Consider the following 17,712-nt stretch of genomic DNA (forward strand, 5'->3'; position numbering starts at 1 on the left):
AATAAACTAGGAATATCAATTCATGGAATGGCATAAGATACTTAAAGTTACTAGAAATATATTCGGTCATGCTATAATTCATCCGGTTGTTATTTTTTGTACCATTTGGATAAGCGGTGCATTTGTTACAATTTTTACTAATGAGGTTGGAGCTTTAGGTGTAGATATAAATGCTATAAATATTGCTTATAAGTGGGCGTACTGGCTTATTAATGTTTGGGGGCAGTTAAAAATTGCCGACTATAATTATTTAAAATTGAAGCTACTTGCCTCTCTTCTCGGTCCAGCTATTATTGTTATAATATTTTACATTAAAAATTTTGAAAGAATAAAATCATTACAATTTTTCAAACAAGATGAAAAAGTATATGGAGATGCAAGCTGGGCTAATCCGTCAGATATAGAGGCTGCAGGTCTTAGATCTAAGAAAGGTATGCTGATCGGTGTGGATGCCGGTGGATATTTTGTTGCAGACGGGTTCCAGCATGCTTTATTATTTGCTCCTACCGGTTCAGGTAAAGGTGTAGGGTTTGTGATACCTAACTTGTTATTTTGGAGTGATTCGGTAGTAGTGCATGACATAAAGCTCGAAAATCACGGGTTGACAAGTGGTTGGCGTGAGAAGCAAGGGCAGAAAGTTTTTGTATGGGAGCCTTCTAATCCTGATGGTGTTACTCATTGTTATAATCCGATTGATTGGGTTAGTACCAAACCTGGTCAAATGGTTGATGACGTTCAAAAAATTTCAAATCTTATAATGCCGGAAAAGGATTTTTGGAATAATGAGGCACGAAGCTTATTTTTAGGCGTAACTCTATATTTAATAGCCGATCCTACTAAAACTAAATCTTTCGGTGAAGTAGTGCGTACTATGAGGAGTGACGACGTAGTTTATAATCTAGCGGTCGTACTCGATACGCTTGGTGGTGTAATACATCCTGTTGCATATATGAATATTGCTGCATTTTTGCAAAAAGCCGATAAAGAGCGTTCCGGCGTAATATCTACAATGAACTCATCGCTTGAATTATGGGCAAATCCACTTATTGATTCAGCTACAGCATCTTCTGATTTCAATATACAAGAATTTAAAAAAGTAAAAACAACCGTATATGTAGGGTTAACACCCGATAATATACAGCGTTTACAAAAATTAATGCAGGTGTTTTATCAGCAGGCGACAGAATTTTTAAGCCGCAAAATGCCGGATTTAAAGGAAGAGCCGTATGGAGTAATGTTCTTACTTGACGAGTTCCCGACGCTTGGGAAGATGGATACTTTTAAAGCCGGTATAGCTTATTTTAGAGGTTATAGAGTTCGTTTATTTTTAATTATTCAAGATACGCAGCAGTTAAAAGGAACATATGAAGATGCAGGGATGAATTCTTTCTTATCTAATGCAACATATCGTATTACTTTTGCCGCTAATAACTATGAAACGGCAAATTTAATATCGCAGCTTGTCGGTAATAAGACGGTAGAACAAAGATCATTTAGTAAACCTTTATTTTTTGATCTTAATATTTCTACTAGAACCCAAAACGTTTCTCAGGTTCAAAGAGCTTTACTTTTACCTCAAGAAGTAATACAGTTACCGAGAGATGAGCAAATTGTTTTAATAGAATCCTTTCCGCCTATAAAATCTCGTAAAATTAAGTATTACGAAGATAAGTTTTTTACTAGTAGATTATTACCGCCGACTTTTGTACCTACTCAAGTACCTTTTGACCCTAGGGCAAATAATAATGAGTCTTCTGAAGAGACCGAAACAATAACTGTTCCGGAAAACAATGAGTAAGATCCAAAAATGCGTTCAGCTATTATTGATATCGGTTCAAATGCTTTAAGAGCTGTAGTTTATGAAAGTGATGAGCTTGGAGCGCCGGAAATTTTTAATTATAAATTTAGAAATTATCTTACAAATTTACTTAATTTAGATAATTTAGACGTAAAACATCAAACATATTTATCTCTACAATATCTTATTCATATTTTTACCAAACTGTCCGTTACTAATATTAGATGTGTTGCAACAGCTATACTTAGGGGGCATCCTAAAGCAGATGAATTCAAAGCTATAATTAAAAAGAGATTCAATATTGATATTGAAATTATCTCAGGTGAACGTGAAGCTTATTTAACTGCTGCCGGATTAATTTCCGGTATTAGTGATGCTTGCGGTATTGTAGCCGATCTTGGAGGTGGAAGTCTTGAGCTTGCACAGATTGGAAATAAAAAAGTCGGTAAATTAAAATCATTGCCGCTTGGTACAAAAATTATTGCTAGTAGCAATTTTAGTGATGTCGGGTTGATTACTAAAATGCTAGAGGAAGAATTTGGAGCTGCACATTATCCTAATTTATATTTAATTGGCGGTGCATTACGTCTAATGAGCCGTATATACATGGAGTCTATAAATTATCCCCTTAAAAATTTACATAATTTTGAAATAAATCGTGTAGAGTTTGAGTTATATTTAGAGAAATTATCACAAATCGATAAATTAAAGCTGAGTTATTACGAGCAGAAAGCCATAAATTATAATGCAGTTTTAGTAATAAAAGCAATGATTAAGGTATTTTCACCGGAAAAAATTATTATCTCAAATTACGGTTTAAAAGAAGGAGTAAGATTTGACTCGTTGCCGTCTCATGAAACAGCAAAAGATATTATTTATGAGAGGGTGAAGAGATTAGTAAAATTTGATAGAAATATATGTAAAATTGAAAAATATATTGAAGCAGTACAATATCTTTTAATTAATTCCGATGCCACGACTCTTATTATTATTGAACTCGCTATAATGCTAGCACAATATAATAAAAATATTGATAAAACGCTCAGAGCAAATTTTGTTTCGGAATTTATATTATCTTCAGATATTCCTTTTAGTCATAGACAGCGTCTTATGCTAGGTATTGCCCTTACGGTTACTTATACTGCTAAAACTGACATGCAGATTAATAAAATAGCTAAGAAAATGATTAGTAAAAGTGATTATTACAACAGTCATATAATCGGTTATTATATAAAAATTGCTAGAGAAATTGATGGGCCGGAATTTCAAGAGCCTTCTTTTTCGATTAAATTAAAAGACGATAAATTTTTACAAATTAATGCTTCAAATATCTTGCCTAAACAAGTCTTTGAAAAGGTTTGTGAACGTTTAAAAGATATAAGCTCTGCTAGAAAAAATATTAGGTATAATTTTAGTGATTAGGGTTTTTTTGTTATGGTACCGGATAGTTTCGAAAAGCCAGTGATGTCATCCCTGCGAAAGCAGGGATCCAGGCTACAAAAATCTTGATTGCAAAGATTTTTTTATTATATTGTTTCACTTTTTTAAAGTAAAATCTTTAAAAAGCTTTAAAGTGCTGGATTCCTGCTTTCGCAGGAATGACATAAAAAGTGCCACACAACAATAGCTAAATTAATTACGCTCCATCAAATGTGTCACAATTCTATTCCTTTGTACATCCTATAATAGTAGATTCCATTTTAGGAACTATGTGTTCCTCCCAAAAATCTGCTAGCGGTTGAATTGCATTAATAATACGTGAATCTTCGATGGGATGCAATAAATTATCTATACTAATTTCTAGATACCTAACTATGAACTCTGCAGCTCTATCATCTGATTCTCTGTGTATAAGATCTCCAATTCTTTCTAAGTAGTAAACTTGCTCGCTAGTAAGATCTTTATCTTTTATTATTTGCGGTAGAATCTTGGTTAATATACATTGCAATTGCACTTTTTGATCAGTTGCAAATAATGCATGATAATCCTGTTCTTGTACACAAGGTAATTTGAGTAAATTAATAATTAAATTGGTCATAATATAGGCATGAGAATTAGTTTTTATAACTTCCTCTAATTCTCTTGTATCTGCTTTTTCCGGTCTATAATTATTAAAGTAAAATATAGGTAATATAGTCTCGTTTTTTAAATGTTTAATCAATTCTTTATCGTTATATTTACTACTAATTTCATTTCTTTCCTCTGGTGTTAATATTAAATTTGCCGTTAAATCAAGTATTGGTTTTGCCGCTCTACTATATTCATATGAACTATTAATTAAGCGCTTTAAGCTTTCAAAATTTTTAGGCAAAAATATTTTATCATCATTTTGATATGGTGCATTTTTTATGAAATCTGCTTTCAAAATTTGAAAACTATTATTTAGTGGGATACTTGCATTGCAAAAAATTTTCTCTATTGCATAATGTCCAAATTCATGTGCTATTATTGATTCTAAATTTAATTTTTCTTCGCCTATTTATACATATTAGGTTATTGTCTCAATCGTAATGAGAAAATGATTTATTATCAAATATTATTTTTAGGCTATCTTGTTGCACTTTAATATTAGCCGCTATCGCTATATAGGCTAATAACTTATTTGTAGGTCCCCATTGCAAAAGCTTTGTATAGTTATGAAGAATTATATTGTCATTTAAATCTCTTACATTGTAAGTCCTTGTCATTAAAATAGTAATATCAGAGTTTTCGCTATAAATTACTTCTGCAATCGGTGATAATTTTTCTATTTTAAATGTTGCAATATTAAGTTCTTCAATATTTATCTCAATTTTATTATCTTCGATAAAGCTTTTAAACTCTTGAAAACTTCAATAACTAGCTAATTTTTTAATTTAAATCCTTCTTTTTAAGTTCACTAATTGCATTGTTATTTTGCTCCTCAATCGCTCTCTTCTTAAACTTAATCAACTCTTGCAACATGCTGCTTTTTGTATCTCTATATTGTATAGTATCAAAATTTATAAATGTTGCTACATCAAGGCTGCTAAATCAAGCATAGATGTATCATCGATGTTATATATATATCTATCTATTGTATTTAGCAGAAGTAAAGTGGCTAGGGTTAGCATAAGAAATAATAATAAGTTTATATGCTTCTAGATCAAATGACGTAATGGCATGATGTAATCCTAACAAATTATAGCTGTTCTTAGATGCTAAAATTGATTTTATTGCGTCATATTTTTTAGTTTTTATAAAATTTTTTATTAGCTTATTCAAAGCTGTTGTGGGTCATTGTGAATAATATTCAGATGGTAAAGACATGTTTTATATCCTATCAAGTTGCTATATTTCATGGTAATATGTTTTATAATAAATAGTATATCTTTCTATTTGTAAAGAAATAATTTTAATTACATTAACGAACATTAACATCTTATTAAGCTCTCTCTTAGTCTACCTCCCAAATCATTATTATATAATCCTGAAAACAACAAATATATTAGGATATATGATAAAAAATTATTGGAAAAAGTTTTGGAAGAATGGTACTACCAAATCACAAAATTTTATTGAACTAAACGACATTGCATATGGTAATTTAAAAAGAGTCAGAGTCGGCATAGAAGCTTATCGAGAAAATGTTATAGTATATAGATGTATTAATTTAATTGCACAATCGACGGGACATGTTCCGTGGGAAGTGCTTAAAAGTAAAACCGGAGAAGTAATATTAGACCATCCGGTGCATTATTTACTAAAAAAACCGAATCCCAAAAAAGCCGGAGCGGATTTTGTTAGTGAGCTAATTGCAAGCAAATTATTATTCGGTAATAGTTATATTTTATCAGCTCTAGACTCGTACCCTAAAGAGATTTATTTACTACCGGCTCTTGCTACGGCACTTGTTATAGAACATAACAATTTTAGTTGCTTATTTTGATTTGCCTAAATTATTTTTCCGTTAACTCTTGCAGTACCGAAAATTAGCGGTATAGGTTCACTGTAATTAGCTGTGACATATTGAAAACTTTCTTTGAAATTTTTAATATTGTCATATTCTATCGGTTCGTGATTTAGTTGATCTAAATACTCACCAAGCATTTTGCCGACAAATCTTCCCACGCTTGAAAATATGCCGCCGCCAAATGTATTTCCAACAGTACCGCCAAGCGAACTAAAAAAACTTTCAAACATATTTACCACATTATAATTTAATATGGATTGATATTAGCAGTATGATGTGGTAACACTAATATATGTCATTCCTGCGAAAGCAGGAATCCAGAAAAAATAACCTTAATAATTATTGGTACATGTTTGACAAAATAAACATATAAAGGCTTGTTTTTTTATATGTTTTCCTAGATTCCTGCTTTCGCAGGAATGACATAGAAAATCACAGGGTGACATGCTGACTTTAAAAAATGGAAATCATAAATGTTTAAAAAATATATATTTATTCTAATATTATTTATTGCTTCTATAGCTCGTGCAGAAATTATAGAAGTGGATAGTTTAAATAAAATAAAACAAGATTTTAAAGAAAATTATAATAAAAATTATGTACCTCAGGATTTATTAGTAGTAACGGTTCTAGATGAATTTTTGTTTAAGTCTTTAGTGCCTATCGTTGAACAGCTTGATAAAGACATTTATCTTACACTAATTCCTCTTTTACATAATATTAATAAAAATTCAAAAGCTATTTATATAAAGCAATTGATTTTAACTAATGATAGTTATAAGAAAGAATTACAAGAATCTGATTTCCCAAATTTTGTAAATGAAATGAGTAATAGTAAAATCCCCATAATAGCAGTAAATGATGGGTTTACCGGTAATTTTAATAATATTCCTAAATTTGAGATATGGTTTGCCGATTATTTAAAGAAAAATTTCGATATTGATTTTTCAAATAGTTTTCCAAACAATAATTATATTATTTTTAATAATTTAGACAGTTTTGCTAATACTTATCCGGTATTTTATAAGGGTATATTGACGAGTAATAATATATCGGAAGCGGAAGTGATGCTCAATTTCCTTGTTCAAATGAATTTTATACCGAAATGCTTTATAATGATTAGTAGTAACATAGAATTGTTAAGCTCAATGGAATTGCAATTTAATAGCTATAGTTCTAATATATTATTTATTGGTTATCATTATAATAATAAAAATACTCTGAAAAATAAAGATGTTGCATATTATACTAAGCTGATTAATGATTTAATATCTCAAATAAATAAGCTAAAAAGAAATAATCCACCTTTAAAGAATAATAATGCAAAAGGTAAAAATCCTTATGACACGAATAAATAAAGTTTTATTGAGTTTACTTTGCTTAGTTACTTCGTATGCGGGCTACGGTCAAATTATTCCTACTTACTCCGTAGATTCAGTAACAATGAAAAACTTATTACCGAAGATAGATGCAGATACGCTGGTACTTATAAATATAGATAATACTATCATAACACCGAAATCCAAATTATTTCGATATCAGGATAATTCTTATATAAATTTTACTAAATATTTATATAGTCTTGCAGCGTATAACGCATCAGTTAATAAAACTATTGCAAAATTGATAGTGCAGCGTCAAATGATGCTTGTTGAATCTAAATGGGTAGATTTAATTAATAAGATGAAACAGCAAGGTGCAACGGTTTTAGGTCTTCAGGAAATAACGGCCCCATGTAATTTAATTGAAAATTATGAAGGATGGTTATATACCTTACTTTACGGACTCAATATTAATTTTACTAATAAAGTTAATGATAAAGATGTATTTAGATTTAATCCAAGCGATGCTGAAGCCCCTATTTTTTATTTAGGTATAATATTTACCGGTAATATAAATAGAGTAAAAGCTCTTATAGAGTTCTTAAACATTATACCGAAACAACCTAAAAAAATAGTAATTTTTGCAAATAATAAAAAAGATTTAGAAAATATGGACTCTTATTTAAGTATGGTTGATATAGGATATTATGGAATTGAATATTTGGGGTGGCAAATGTTACCGGGGTCACCTGATCATCAAATCGCTGAGTTGCAGCAATCTACGTTTTTAAATACCGGTCAGTGGTTAGAAGATGATACAGCTGCAAAGATGTTAAATAAATAATTATGAATAACAATTTAATTAATGCTTTAAAAGATTTAATTATTAATACCGGCAAGATTGCACTAGATATAAAAAAGGCAGGAATATTGACTGATATTAAATCAGATGGGTCAGTAGTCACTAATGCTGATAAGGAAATTAGTAAAATAATTTATCAAACTCTACAAACCTTAACCTCTCAAATAGCTATAGTATGTGAAGAGCAGCCGCTACCTATATTCAGCAGTGATACTTTTTGGTTAATCGATCCTATTGATGGGACATGGAGCTATGTAAACGGTAAAAGTACATATACGGTCAATATAGGGCTTATTGAAAACGGTTTTCCAACCATCGGCTTGATATATCACCCTGAAACAGCAAAGCTATATTATACCGATGTAAACGGTCGGTTAAAAATCGAACAGAATTCTAAAGAAATATTTGTTAATCATGAACCTAAACATGAAGAGTTTAATGCGGTAATAGGTTTTTATAATTCAAATAAAGCTACTAAAGAATTTTTAAGTAAGTATTCATTCGGTCAAATAAATGCAATAGGCAGTTCAATTAAACTATGCTTAATTGCTGAAGGAGCAGCTGATATATATCCAAAATTCGGTCAAACTATGGAATGGGACATAGCGGCAGGTCATGCTTTAATTAAAGCCGGTGGTGGTAATATTTTAGATACGCATGGACAAGAAATTACTTACGGTAAAGAAAGTTTCGCTAATCCTAATTTTTTCGCCTGTAGTAAATATTGGTTGGAAAGGGAGGCAAGGTTGCATAGATACTAGATCGTCATTGCGAGCAGCCGTAGGCTGCGTGGCAATCTCATGAAATAATAACAAACTCCTGAGATTGCTTCGTCAAAACTTGCAGTTTTTCCTCGCAATGATGAAAAAACTGATCCACGCAGGCACTGCCAAACTCGCATCAAACCCACTTCTTTAACTCATAAATTAACTCAAGTGCTTCTTTAGGGGATAGTTTATCAGGATCGATAGTGCTGAATTTTTCATCTAATTTGCTGCTTATAGTAGTTTTATTAGGTTCAAGATTAAACAAACTCAAATTATTTGATTCCATTGATAAAATATTTTTTCCTTTACCTGTAGAAGTTTTTTCAAATTTAAGCAGAATCTGCTTAGCTCTGTTTATAACACTCGCAGGAAGACCGGCAAGAGCCGCAACATGAAGACCGTAAGACCTATCGGCAGCACCTGATATAATATTATGTAAAAATAGAATATCTTTACCTGACTCCTCAATAGCAATAGTATAATTTTGCAAAGCCGGCAGGAAATTACTCATAACGGTTAGCTCATGATAGTGCGTTGCAAATAAACAGCGACATTTCAGCTTATCATGAATATATTCAAGCACCGACCATGCTATAGATACCCCGTCATAAGTGGATGTGCCTCTACCTACCTCATCAAGTATGATTAGTGAGTTTTTTGTAGATTGAGCAAGAATTGCCGAGGTTTCAAGCATCTCTGCCATAAAGGTCGATTGTCCCTTAATTAAGTCATCGGCAGCACCTATTCGGCTAAATATTTTGTCGACTACCCCTATTTTAGCACTTTTTGCCGGCACAAACGAACCTATTTGAGCAATGATTGCAATAATGGCGTTTTGACGTAAAAAAGTACTTTTACCTGCCATATTAGGACCGGTAATTAACCAAATACGCTCAAGCTCCGATAAATGACAATCATTATATACAAAGCTTTTGCTTTCTCGTTGTAGTGCTTTCTCTACTACAGGATGCCGTCCTTTAACGATATCAAAGCTTAAAGCATCGGTAAACTCAGGCTTAACATAATCATATTCATCAGCGATGTAAGCAAAATTACAAAATACGTCAAGCCCGTTTAAGGAGCTTGCAAGCATTCGTAAATAGGAAGCTTTTTCGATTACTTGGCTACAAATATCCGCATATAATGCTTTTTCTAAGCTTATTACTAAGGTTTTAGCGTTGACTAACTCACTTTCAAGCTTTTGTAGTTCAGCAGTAGTATAACGAACATGATTAACCGTTGTTTGACGGTGAATAAATTTGGGATCAAGGATTTTATTAACATTTTTAGCGGTGATATCGATAAAAAGCCCTATAACATTATTATGAGATATTTTTAAACTGTCTATTCCCGTTTCTTTGCGATATTGATCTTTTAGCTTGTCAATATGTAATTTTCCGTTATTAATTAAATCATGTAATTGGGCTACTTTCGGATGATATTCATGTTTTATTATACCTCCGTCATTTAAATTATTCGGTGCATCTTCTCGTATTGTTTCGTCTATTAAATTATATAATTCTGCATCGCCTGATAGAGGTTTAATAATTTTTTCGATAAAATCAGGTAAATTAACACCGTAAGCGTCACAGAATACTCCTTTAATAATCGTTGCCGTTTCTAAAGTATATTTAATGCTAAGTAAATCACGACCTGAACTTCTGTTCATCGTAATACGTGTTAAGCAGCGTTCTATATCACTAGTTTTTTTTAGAAGTTCTCTAATTTTTTTTACTATTTCTAAGTTGGAATAAAAGAACTCGGTAATATTTAAACGATGATTTATTTTAGCAATGTTGGTTAAAGGACTTGAAAGAAAATTATATAGTAAACGTCCGCCTTGTTTAGTAACCGTATGATTAAGGGTGCTTAATAAACTTCCTTGCGAGCCGCCTTGTGAGTTTGTTACAATTTCAAGGTTGCGTCTAGTAGAGAAATCAATAGTCATATAGCTATGAAAATTGATAATTCTAGGGATTGGCAAATGAGGAATATTTTGTTTTTGCGTTAACGATAAATATTCTAAAACGCTACCTATGGCACAAATTTGACTACTAGATATCTCGCCGATTCCTTTAATATCTTTCATTTTATAAAAATCTAAAATGATTTTTTCGCATTTATTAATCGCAAAAAAACTATCAACTTGATAGGTAATACGAAAATTTAATTGTTTGAAAATACTATCCGCAAGATTAGAAGATCTCAGATTTTCGCTAAGCAGAATTTCACGAGGTTTTAAACGAGCCAGCTCATTAAGAATTTCTGTTTCCGGTACATTAACTACAACAATTTCGGAAGTAGAAAGATCAACATAACAAAGGCTAGCTGTTTCTTTATTTTTCGGTATTACGAGACTTGCTAAATAATTAGGTTCGGCTGAAGCAATTAAATTTTCTTCAATTATAGTTCCCGGAGTTATAATACGTGTAACATCCCTAGTAACTACCGCTTTATAACCGCCTCTATTCTTTGCTTCTTCAGGTGTTTCTAGTTGATCACAAATAGCAACCTTATAATTTTCTTCAATTAACTTAGTTAAATAATTCTCAAGGGCATGATAAGGTACTCCGCACATCGCAATTTCTTCTTCGCCGTTTTTGCCGCGCTTTGTTAAAGCAATGCCCAGTACATTGCTTGCTAGAATTGCATCTTCATAGAACATTTCATAAAAATCACCCATTCTAAATAGTAGTAAACAATCTAAATGAGCAAATTTAATGTCTAGATATTGCTGCATCATTTTCGTTGCAACATCGTAATTATATTTTTGTTTCAACTCTTGAAGATTCATATTAAGCAGCATAATTTATATTATAGTGTGGCTTTATTGCATGGATACCGAATCGTCATTGCGAGCGACCATAGGGGAGAGCGTGGCAATCTTATGAAATAGTGCAAAATGCCTGAGATTGCCACGTCGAGGCTTTGCCTCTCCTCGCAATGACGGATCATAACAATGTTTAACAGTTTATACAACTATTTTATCTTTGATAGGCGGGTGCTATGTCTGCCGCCTTCAAATTGGGTAGTTAAAAACTTATCTATAATATCAAATACTATTTTTTGGCCTATGGTTTTTGCTCCGAGTATCAAGATATTAGCGTCATTATGAGCTTTAGCATTTTCGGCAGTTAATATATCGTTGCACAAAGCGGCTCTTATTTCCGAGCTACGATTCGCGGCTATAGACATACCAATCCCCGTATCACTAATTAAAATACCGATAGGTGCTGATTTTTCAATAATAATATCTACTACTTTCTTAGCATAATCAGGATAATCAACGGTTTGTGTATTATTTGTTCCGCAGTCATAAATCTTTAGAGATTTCTGCTCTAAATAATTGATAATTTCAGACTTAAGCTCATAACCTGAATGATCACTAGCTATGACAATATTATAAGTTTTCATAGTTAATTTTTTGATGGAAAATAATGATAAAAATTATATACTATGTAAGATTTGTTTTCTAATGTAAATAATAGTTTTGTTAAATATATGAAATATCCTGTTGTACTTAGTATCGTTATATGTTTTTGTTTAGTTGCTTGTGTTGATCAGCCACCGGCTCCAATTGAGTATAAAGTAGGAGATGTTACTGCAAATAATAATTCTACCGCACTAGATCACGATGAGGGCATGATAGTTCAAAGAACTATGGAAGACAATCCCGCGTCAGAAAAAGTTAGCGGTAGACTCGAAGAGCCAAAGGCAAAAATTATAGAAGAGGATAATGATGATATTGAGATTCCTATGTTTCGGAATGAAGACGAAGATGAAGAAGCGATAGAACAATTAAACTTTGTAAAACCGTTAAATGGGGTAATTATTACCGAGTTTAAAGCCGGTAAAAGTAAAGGGATAGATATTGCAGCTAAAGAATATAGTGAAGTTAAATCGATAGCTGCAGGAACGGTAATATATTCAGGTTATAATAAGCAATTCGGTAATTTAGTAATAGTTAAATTAGATAAAGACGATCTAGAAGTAGCATATGCGAGTTTAGATGATTTATTACTGAAAAAAGGTGATAAAATTGCTAGAAATAGTGTTATCGGACATGTAGAACATAAATTATATTTTGCTATGCGTAAAAATAAAATAGCAGTTGATCCTAATAGGTATATAGAATTTTAAATGGAAGATTTTATTACTCTTACCAAATATGGTGAACCTCAAAATGTTATAGTAAGAAGGAGTAGCAAAGCTAAAAATATAGCCATCCGTATTACGTCTAAAGGTGCAGAGCTTGTATTACCTCTTAAGGTAAAAGCCGAAAAAGGTCATAATTTTTTGTTAAGTAAAGAATATTGGGTTAGGCAAAAATTACGTCGTAATGTCACTGCGATACCAAAAGATGAAGATAAGATTTCTATTTTGGGTAAATCTTATGACTTATGAAATAATACATATTGATTCGTCTAAAAATCAGATAAAATTAAATGATTCTACGTTAGAAGTGTGTTGTATGTAGTCAGGTACTAAAAAAACTTAGTATAGAAGTATTCCTTAAAAAGAAATTATTAGCAGAAATAAAAATAATAGTAGAGAATATATCTAAAAAACATAATTTGACTTATTCCAATATGAGAATAATGGAAAATGTTAGCCGTTGGGGGAGTTGTTGTAGCAAAAAAGGGAATCTTGTTTTTAATTGGCGGGTAGTTTTTGCCCCCTTTGAAGTACTGAAATATTTAGTCACTCATGAAATGGTACATTTAAAAGAAATGAACCATAGTAAAAATTTTTGGGAGCTAGTTGAGAGGATATATATCCCGAATACCAACCGGCAAAATTATGGCTAAAAAGAAACGGTAAGAATTTATATAGTTATTTGCCATAACTTTATGTCATTCCTGCAGAAGTGTATGGGTGTCAACTGAAGGATCGATGTCATTCCCGCGAAAGCGGGAATCCAATCCAATACTTTAAAGCTTTTTAAAAGCTCGATTTATCTCGCTTTACGCTGGATTCCTGCTTTCGCAGGAATGACATCGGAAAGGTTAATTTAAAGAAAAACATAAAGGATAAATAGAATGCACAACACTACAAAAAGAGTAACAGTCCCGGCACTTGAAGAAATCTTATATGAGCCTATAAAAGTATTAGATTACGGCTTTATTAGAGTTATCGACTATATGGGGGATGATAGTGCTATAGTACAAGCAGCTCGTGTTTCTTACGGTAAGGGTACGAAGCAATTAAACCAAGATAAAGGGCTGATAAACTACTTGCTTCGTCATTATCATACCACTCCTTTTGAGATGTGTGATATCAAGTTCCATATTAAACTACCGATATTTATTGCAAGGCAATGGATTAGGCATAGAACAGCTAGCGTTAACGAATATTCGGCAAGGTATTCTATTTTAGGTAATGAATTTTATCTACCTGAACCAGCAAATATTGCTTCCCAATCTGCCGTAAATAAACAATGTAGGGAAGGGGATAGCTTACCGAAAGAAGTGGCTGAGAAGGTCCTTGCAATTTTAGAGGAAGATGCTAGACAGTGCTACGGGCATTATAAGGAACTGATGAATGCCGATGAAGAGGGTAATATTATAGATGAGAACGCCACAGGGATAGCAAGAGAGCTTGCTCGTATGAATTTAACTTTAAATTATTATACGGAATGGTATTGGAAGATTAATTTACATAATTTACTTCATTTTTTAAGATTGCGAGCCGACCCTCACGCTCAATATGAAATTAGAGTTTATGCTGAAAAGATGCTTGAGATAGTCAAAGCTTGGGTTCCTTTTGTTTACGAAGCTTTTGAAGAATATCGTTTGCAGGGAGCAAATATTTCACGTAAAGGTTTGGATGTAATTAAAAGAATGATAAACGGTGAAAAAGTTACCCATGAAACTAGTGATATGACTAAGAGAGAATGGGAAGAACTGATGAAGATTTTTGGGTAATGTATGTCATTCCCGCTTTCGCAGGAATGACATACAACAACTATAACGGAATTTGATAAAAAGGAGTATTTTAAGTGCGAAATATTATATATTTTATACTATCACTATTATTTAGCTTTGCCAGCTATGCACTTGAAACAATAAACATTGAGCATGGGCGAGCTGACCCGACACCTATAGCGGTCAATAAATTTAATGCCGATAATTCTGCCGCTGATGTATTAGGTCACGATATGGTTAAAGTTATCTCTAATGATTTAAAGCTTTCGGGGTTATTCCGTCCTATTTCTGCTGCCTCTTTTATAGAAGAGAAGACAGGAATAGAATATAAGCCGCTTTTTGCTGCATGGCGTCAAATTAATGCTAGTCTTTTAGTAAACGGTGAAGTTAAAAAACTAGAAAGTGGTAAATTTAAAATTAGCTTTATATTATGGGATACGTTGCTTGAAAAACAGCTTGCCGGTGAAATTCTTGAAGTACCGGAAAATCTATGGAGAAGAGCAGCACATAAAATTGCCGATAAAATTTATGAAAAAATTACCGGTGATGCCGGTTATTTTGACACTAAAATAGTGTATGTATCAGAAAGCAACTCTTTACCGAAAATAAAAAGAATTGCTTTGATGGATTATGACGGGGCTAATAATAAATACCTTACCAATGGAAAGTCACTAGTCTTAACCCCAAGATTTGCTCGTTCGGCGGATAAGATTTTTTACGTTTCATATGCTACTAAAAGAAGAGCACTCGTTTATGAAAAAGATTTAAAAACAGGTAAAGAAAGTGTGGTAGGTGATTTTCCCGGTATATCGTTTGCTCCTAGATTCTCACCGGATGGTAGAAAAGCTGTAATGTCGATAGCTCAAAACGGCTCGACGCATATTTATGAAATCGACCTTGCTACTAAACGGCTTCATAAATTAACTGACGGATTCGGTATTAATACCTCTCCTAGCTATTCACCGGATGGTAAAAAAATTGTATATAATTCCGATAGAAACGGTGTGCCTCAATTATATATCATGAATTCAGACGGAAGTGACGTTCAGCGTATTAGTTTTGGCGGTGGTTCTTACGCAGCTCCTAGCTGGTCGCCTAGAGGAGACTATATAGCATTTACTAAGATTACTAGAGGAGACGGAGGAAAAACTTTTAATATCGGAATTATGAAAGCATGTCCCCAAGATGATGAGAATAGTGAAAGGATAATAACAAGCGGATATTTAGTCGAAAGTCCTTGTTGGTCGCCTAACGGACGAGTTATTATGTTTACTAAAGGTTGGCCGTCGAGAGCTAAAGCTCCGGGAAAAAACAAAATTTTTGCAATTGATCTAACAGGTCATAATGAAAGAGAAATTATGACACCGGCAGATGCTTCTGATCCAGAATGGTCAGGTGTACTGAACTAATGTCATTTCTACGAAAGCATTGTTGGGTGGATCGTTTTTCCGTTGTCATACCGTGACTTGATCGCGGTATCCAGTTAAAAATACTAACATTGTTAGTATTTTTAGTTGTTTTTGGATCCCGTGGTCAAGCCACGGGATGACAGTCCAATAAGGCTTAAGCTACTTCTCTACTATGGTTTAAAATAAACTTCTTTATTTTTTCAAAAGCCGTATTTTCTATTTGTCTAATACGTTCCTTAGAAATATTATACTCATTGCTTAGAATATCTAGAGTTTTAGGAGTATCCGTTAATTTACGCTCTGTTAAAATACGAAGTTCCCTATCGTTTAAAATCTTCATAGCATTTGATAGTAACTGCCTTTTACTGGTAGAATTTTGCTTATTAATAGCCATAGCTTCAGGAGTGGGGCGTGTTTCTGGTAATAGTTCTATTAATTCTCCGGATTCTGCATCGTCACTATTTATAGAGTTATTTAACGATAAATCAGGACCTGAAATTCTAGTATTCATTTCAGAAACTTCATTAACCGAAACGCCTAGCTCATCTGCTATTTGTGCAAAATCATCGGTAGTAATAGCCCTTGAGTATAAATTAGTAATTTTATGCTTAACTTTATTAAGACTAAAAAATAATTTTTTTTGTGCGGCCGTTGTTCCCATCTTTACTAATGACCAAGATTTTAATATATATTCTTGTATGGCTGCTTTAATCCACCACATCGCATATGTTGATAGGCGAAAACCAAGTTCGGGATTGAATTTTTTTACTGCCTGCATTAAACCTATATTACCTTCTGAAACCAATTCGGTAATAGGAAGACCGTAAGTCCTATAGCCGCTTGCAATTTTTGCAACAAGTTTAAGATGGCTTGTTACTAATTTATGTGCAGCTTGTAAATCATTCCCTTCTAAATAGGATTTTGCTAATAACAATTCTTCTTCTTGCGTAAGTGAAGGAATTTTATTGATTTTCTGTAAGTAGCTATAAAATCCTGATTCGCTAGAAATTGCTAATGCATTAATATTATTAGTCATACTAACCTTAAAAACTATTTTTTTTATACTAACACATATATGATCTAAAATAAACTTTTTCTAGAGTATTTTTAAATAAAATCAAATAATGTCTAAAAAATCCAATAAAAATTTAGCTTTTTCCTTGCTGGGATTAATAATTAGTATGGTGTTACTCAGTTTTGCTTCCGTACCTATCTATAATTTATTTTGTAAAGTTACAGGATATGGCGGCACTACTGCAAAAGAAACGGTGAGTGTATATTCTAAGGTAAAAGGCACTAAACCTATAATTATCGAGTTTGATGCTAATGTTGATAAAGATTTACCTTGGCGGTTTATTCCAAGGCAGCAAAGAGTGCAAATTGTTCCGGGGCAGAATACTCTAGTGTTCTATGAAACGGAGAATCTAAGTGATAACGATATAATAGGTACTTCCGTATATAATGTTACTCCAAATAAAGCAGGAAAATATTTCGTAAAAATTCATTGTTTTTGTTTTGAAGAACAATTATTAAAAGCCGGCGAAAAAGTCTTAATGCCGGTTACATTTTATATAGATAAGGATTTTGAGCTTGACCCTGAAATGCAAGACATTAAAGTACTTACTTTATCTTATAGTTTTTTTAAAGTACGAGAGATGTCGTCATTGGGAGGAAATTACTTAAGTAATTGACGAAGCAA

The 17,712-nt window shown here is 32.5% G+C and carries 15 protein-coding genes and 3 pseudogenes; 11 read left to right on the plus strand and 7 right to left on the minus strand.

Features of this window, described 5'->3' with window-relative positions:
- Window positions 1–22 precede the first annotated feature (22 nt).
- Together RMA_RS02160 and RMA_RS02165 are read left to right on the plus strand one after the other, a co-directional pair.
- Window positions 23–1,798 carry a type IV secretory system conjugative DNA transfer family protein gene (locus RMA_RS02160; RefSeq protein WP_012152621.1) on the plus strand — a complete coding sequence of 592 codons (1,776 nt, stop codon included), beginning with the start codon at window positions 23–25 and terminating at the stop codon, window positions 1,796–1,798.
- 9 nt (window positions 1,799–1,807) lie between these two features.
- Complete coding sequence (locus tag RMA_RS02165) at window positions 1,808–3,220, plus strand: Ppx/GppA phosphatase family protein (protein WP_012152622.1); 1,413 nt, start codon at window positions 1,808–1,810, stop codon at window positions 3,218–3,220.
- Here RMA_RS02165 and RMA_RS11910 read toward each other — a convergent pair.
- From RMA_RS11910 to RMA_RS10725, 3 genes and pseudogenes are all read right to left on the minus strand, one after another.
- A pseudogene (locus RMA_RS11910) lies at window positions 3,217–3,403 on the minus strand (hypothetical protein). The gene RMA_RS02165 and the pseudogene RMA_RS11910 overlap by 4 nt on opposite strands.
- A 58-nt stretch (window positions 3,404–3,461) precedes the next feature.
- The gene (locus tag RMA_RS10720; RefSeq protein ID WP_238375535.1) at window positions 3,462–4,109 is read right to left on the minus strand and encodes a hypothetical protein; all 648 of its coding nucleotides are present in this window, start codon (window positions 4,107–4,109) and stop codon (window positions 3,462–3,464) included.
- A 737-nt stretch (window positions 4,110–4,846) separates the two neighbouring features.
- Window positions 4,847–5,041: a hypothetical protein gene (locus RMA_RS10725; protein WP_238375536.1), complete on the minus strand. Its 195-nt coding sequence runs from the start codon at window positions 5,039–5,041 to the stop codon at window positions 4,847–4,849.
- A 232-nt stretch (window positions 5,042–5,273) separates the two neighbouring features.
- Between RMA_RS10725 and RMA_RS02190 the strand changes: the two are divergent.
- Window positions 5,274–5,684 (plus strand): annotated as a pseudogene (locus RMA_RS02190) (phage portal protein); the annotation flags it as partial.
- 26 nt (window positions 5,685–5,710) lie between these two features.
- Here the strand turns inward: RMA_RS02190 and RMA_RS02195 are convergent.
- Complete coding sequence (locus RMA_RS02195; protein ID WP_041404589.1) at window positions 5,711–5,959, minus strand: hypothetical protein; 249 nt, start codon at window positions 5,957–5,959, stop codon at window positions 5,711–5,713.
- A 243-nt stretch (window positions 5,960–6,202) separates the two neighbouring features.
- On the opposite strand from RMA_RS02195, the gene RMA_RS02200 reads away from it, so the two are divergent.
- Genes RMA_RS02200 through RMA_RS02210 form a run of 3 tightly spaced genes read left to right on the plus strand, consistent with a single transcriptional unit; the run spans window position 6,203 to window position 8,674 of the window.
- Window positions 6,203–7,087, plus strand: a complete 885-nt coding sequence (locus tag RMA_RS02200) for a DUF2608 domain-containing protein (RefSeq protein ID WP_012152624.1) — start codon at window positions 6,203–6,205, stop codon at window positions 7,085–7,087.
- Window positions 7,050–7,895, plus strand: a complete 846-nt coding sequence (locus tag RMA_RS02205) for a DUF2608 domain-containing protein (RefSeq protein WP_041404590.1) — start codon at window positions 7,050–7,052, stop codon at window positions 7,893–7,895. The genes RMA_RS02200 and RMA_RS02205 overlap by 38 nt, the downstream gene beginning before the upstream one ends.
- 2 nt (window positions 7,896–7,897) lie before the next feature.
- On the plus strand, window positions 7,898–8,674 hold the full coding sequence (locus tag RMA_RS02210) for a 3'(2'),5'-bisphosphate nucleotidase CysQ (protein ID WP_041404591.1): 777 nt from the start codon (window positions 7,898–7,900) through the stop codon (window positions 8,672–8,674).
- A 139-nt stretch (window positions 8,675–8,813) separates the two neighbouring features.
- Here the strand turns inward: RMA_RS02210 and mutS are convergent, their stop codons facing one another.
- Together mutS and rpiB are read right to left on the minus strand one after the other, a co-directional pair.
- A complete protein-coding gene (gene mutS / locus RMA_RS02215; RefSeq protein ID WP_041404958.1) occupies window positions 8,814–11,474 on the minus strand; it encodes a DNA mismatch repair protein MutS in 2,661 nt (886 codons plus the stop codon).
- 185 nt (window positions 11,475–11,659) lie between these two features.
- Window positions 11,660–12,094 carry a ribose 5-phosphate isomerase B gene (gene rpiB, locus RMA_RS02220; protein WP_014366012.1) on the minus strand — a complete coding sequence of 145 codons (435 nt, stop codon included), beginning with the start codon at window positions 12,092–12,094 and terminating at the stop codon, window positions 11,660–11,662.
- A 51-nt stretch (window positions 12,095–12,145) separates the two neighbouring features.
- Between rpiB and RMA_RS02225 the strand changes: the two genes are divergently transcribed.
- The 4 genes and pseudogenes from RMA_RS02225 to tolB all read left to right on the plus strand — a co-directional run bounded on the left by RMA_RS02225 (window position 12,146) and on the right by tolB (window position 16,013).
- On the plus strand, window positions 12,146–12,820 hold the full coding sequence (locus RMA_RS02225; RefSeq protein ID WP_012152629.1) for a murein hydrolase activator EnvC family protein: 675 nt from the start codon (window positions 12,146–12,148) through the stop codon (window positions 12,818–12,820).
- A pseudogene (locus RMA_RS02230) lies at window positions 12,821–13,526 on the plus strand (M48 family metallopeptidase).
- A 193-nt stretch (window positions 13,527–13,719) separates the two neighbouring features.
- On the plus strand, window positions 13,720–14,604 hold the full coding sequence (gene thyX / locus RMA_RS02235; protein WP_004996155.1) for an FAD-dependent thymidylate synthase: 885 nt from the start codon (window positions 13,720–13,722) through the stop codon (window positions 14,602–14,604).
- Window positions 14,605–14,678: 74 nt separating this feature from the next.
- Window positions 14,679–16,013 (plus strand): Tol-Pal system beta propeller repeat protein TolB, encoded by a 1,335-nt coding sequence (gene tolB, locus RMA_RS02240; protein WP_012152631.1) that lies wholly within the window; start codon window positions 14,679–14,681, stop codon window positions 16,011–16,013.
- Between the two features lie 154 nt (window positions 16,014–16,167).
- Here the strand turns inward: tolB and rpoH are convergent, their stop codons facing one another.
- On the minus strand, window positions 16,168–17,049 hold the full coding sequence (gene rpoH / locus RMA_RS02245) for an RNA polymerase sigma factor RpoH (RefSeq protein WP_014366008.1): 882 nt from the start codon (window positions 17,047–17,049) through the stop codon (window positions 16,168–16,170).
- A gap of 88 nt (window positions 17,050–17,137) precedes the next feature.
- On the opposite strand from rpoH, the gene RMA_RS02250 reads away from it, so the two are divergent.
- Window positions 17,138–17,704 (plus strand): cytochrome c oxidase assembly protein, encoded by a 567-nt coding sequence (locus tag RMA_RS02250; protein WP_041404592.1) that lies wholly within the window; start codon window positions 17,138–17,140, stop codon window positions 17,702–17,704.
- Window positions 17,705–17,712 lie beyond the last annotated feature (8 nt).

It is taken from the genome of Rickettsia massiliae MTU5, assembly GCF_000016625.1.
GTDB lineage: Bacteria > Pseudomonadota > Alphaproteobacteria > Rickettsiales > Rickettsiaceae > Rickettsia > Rickettsia rickettsii.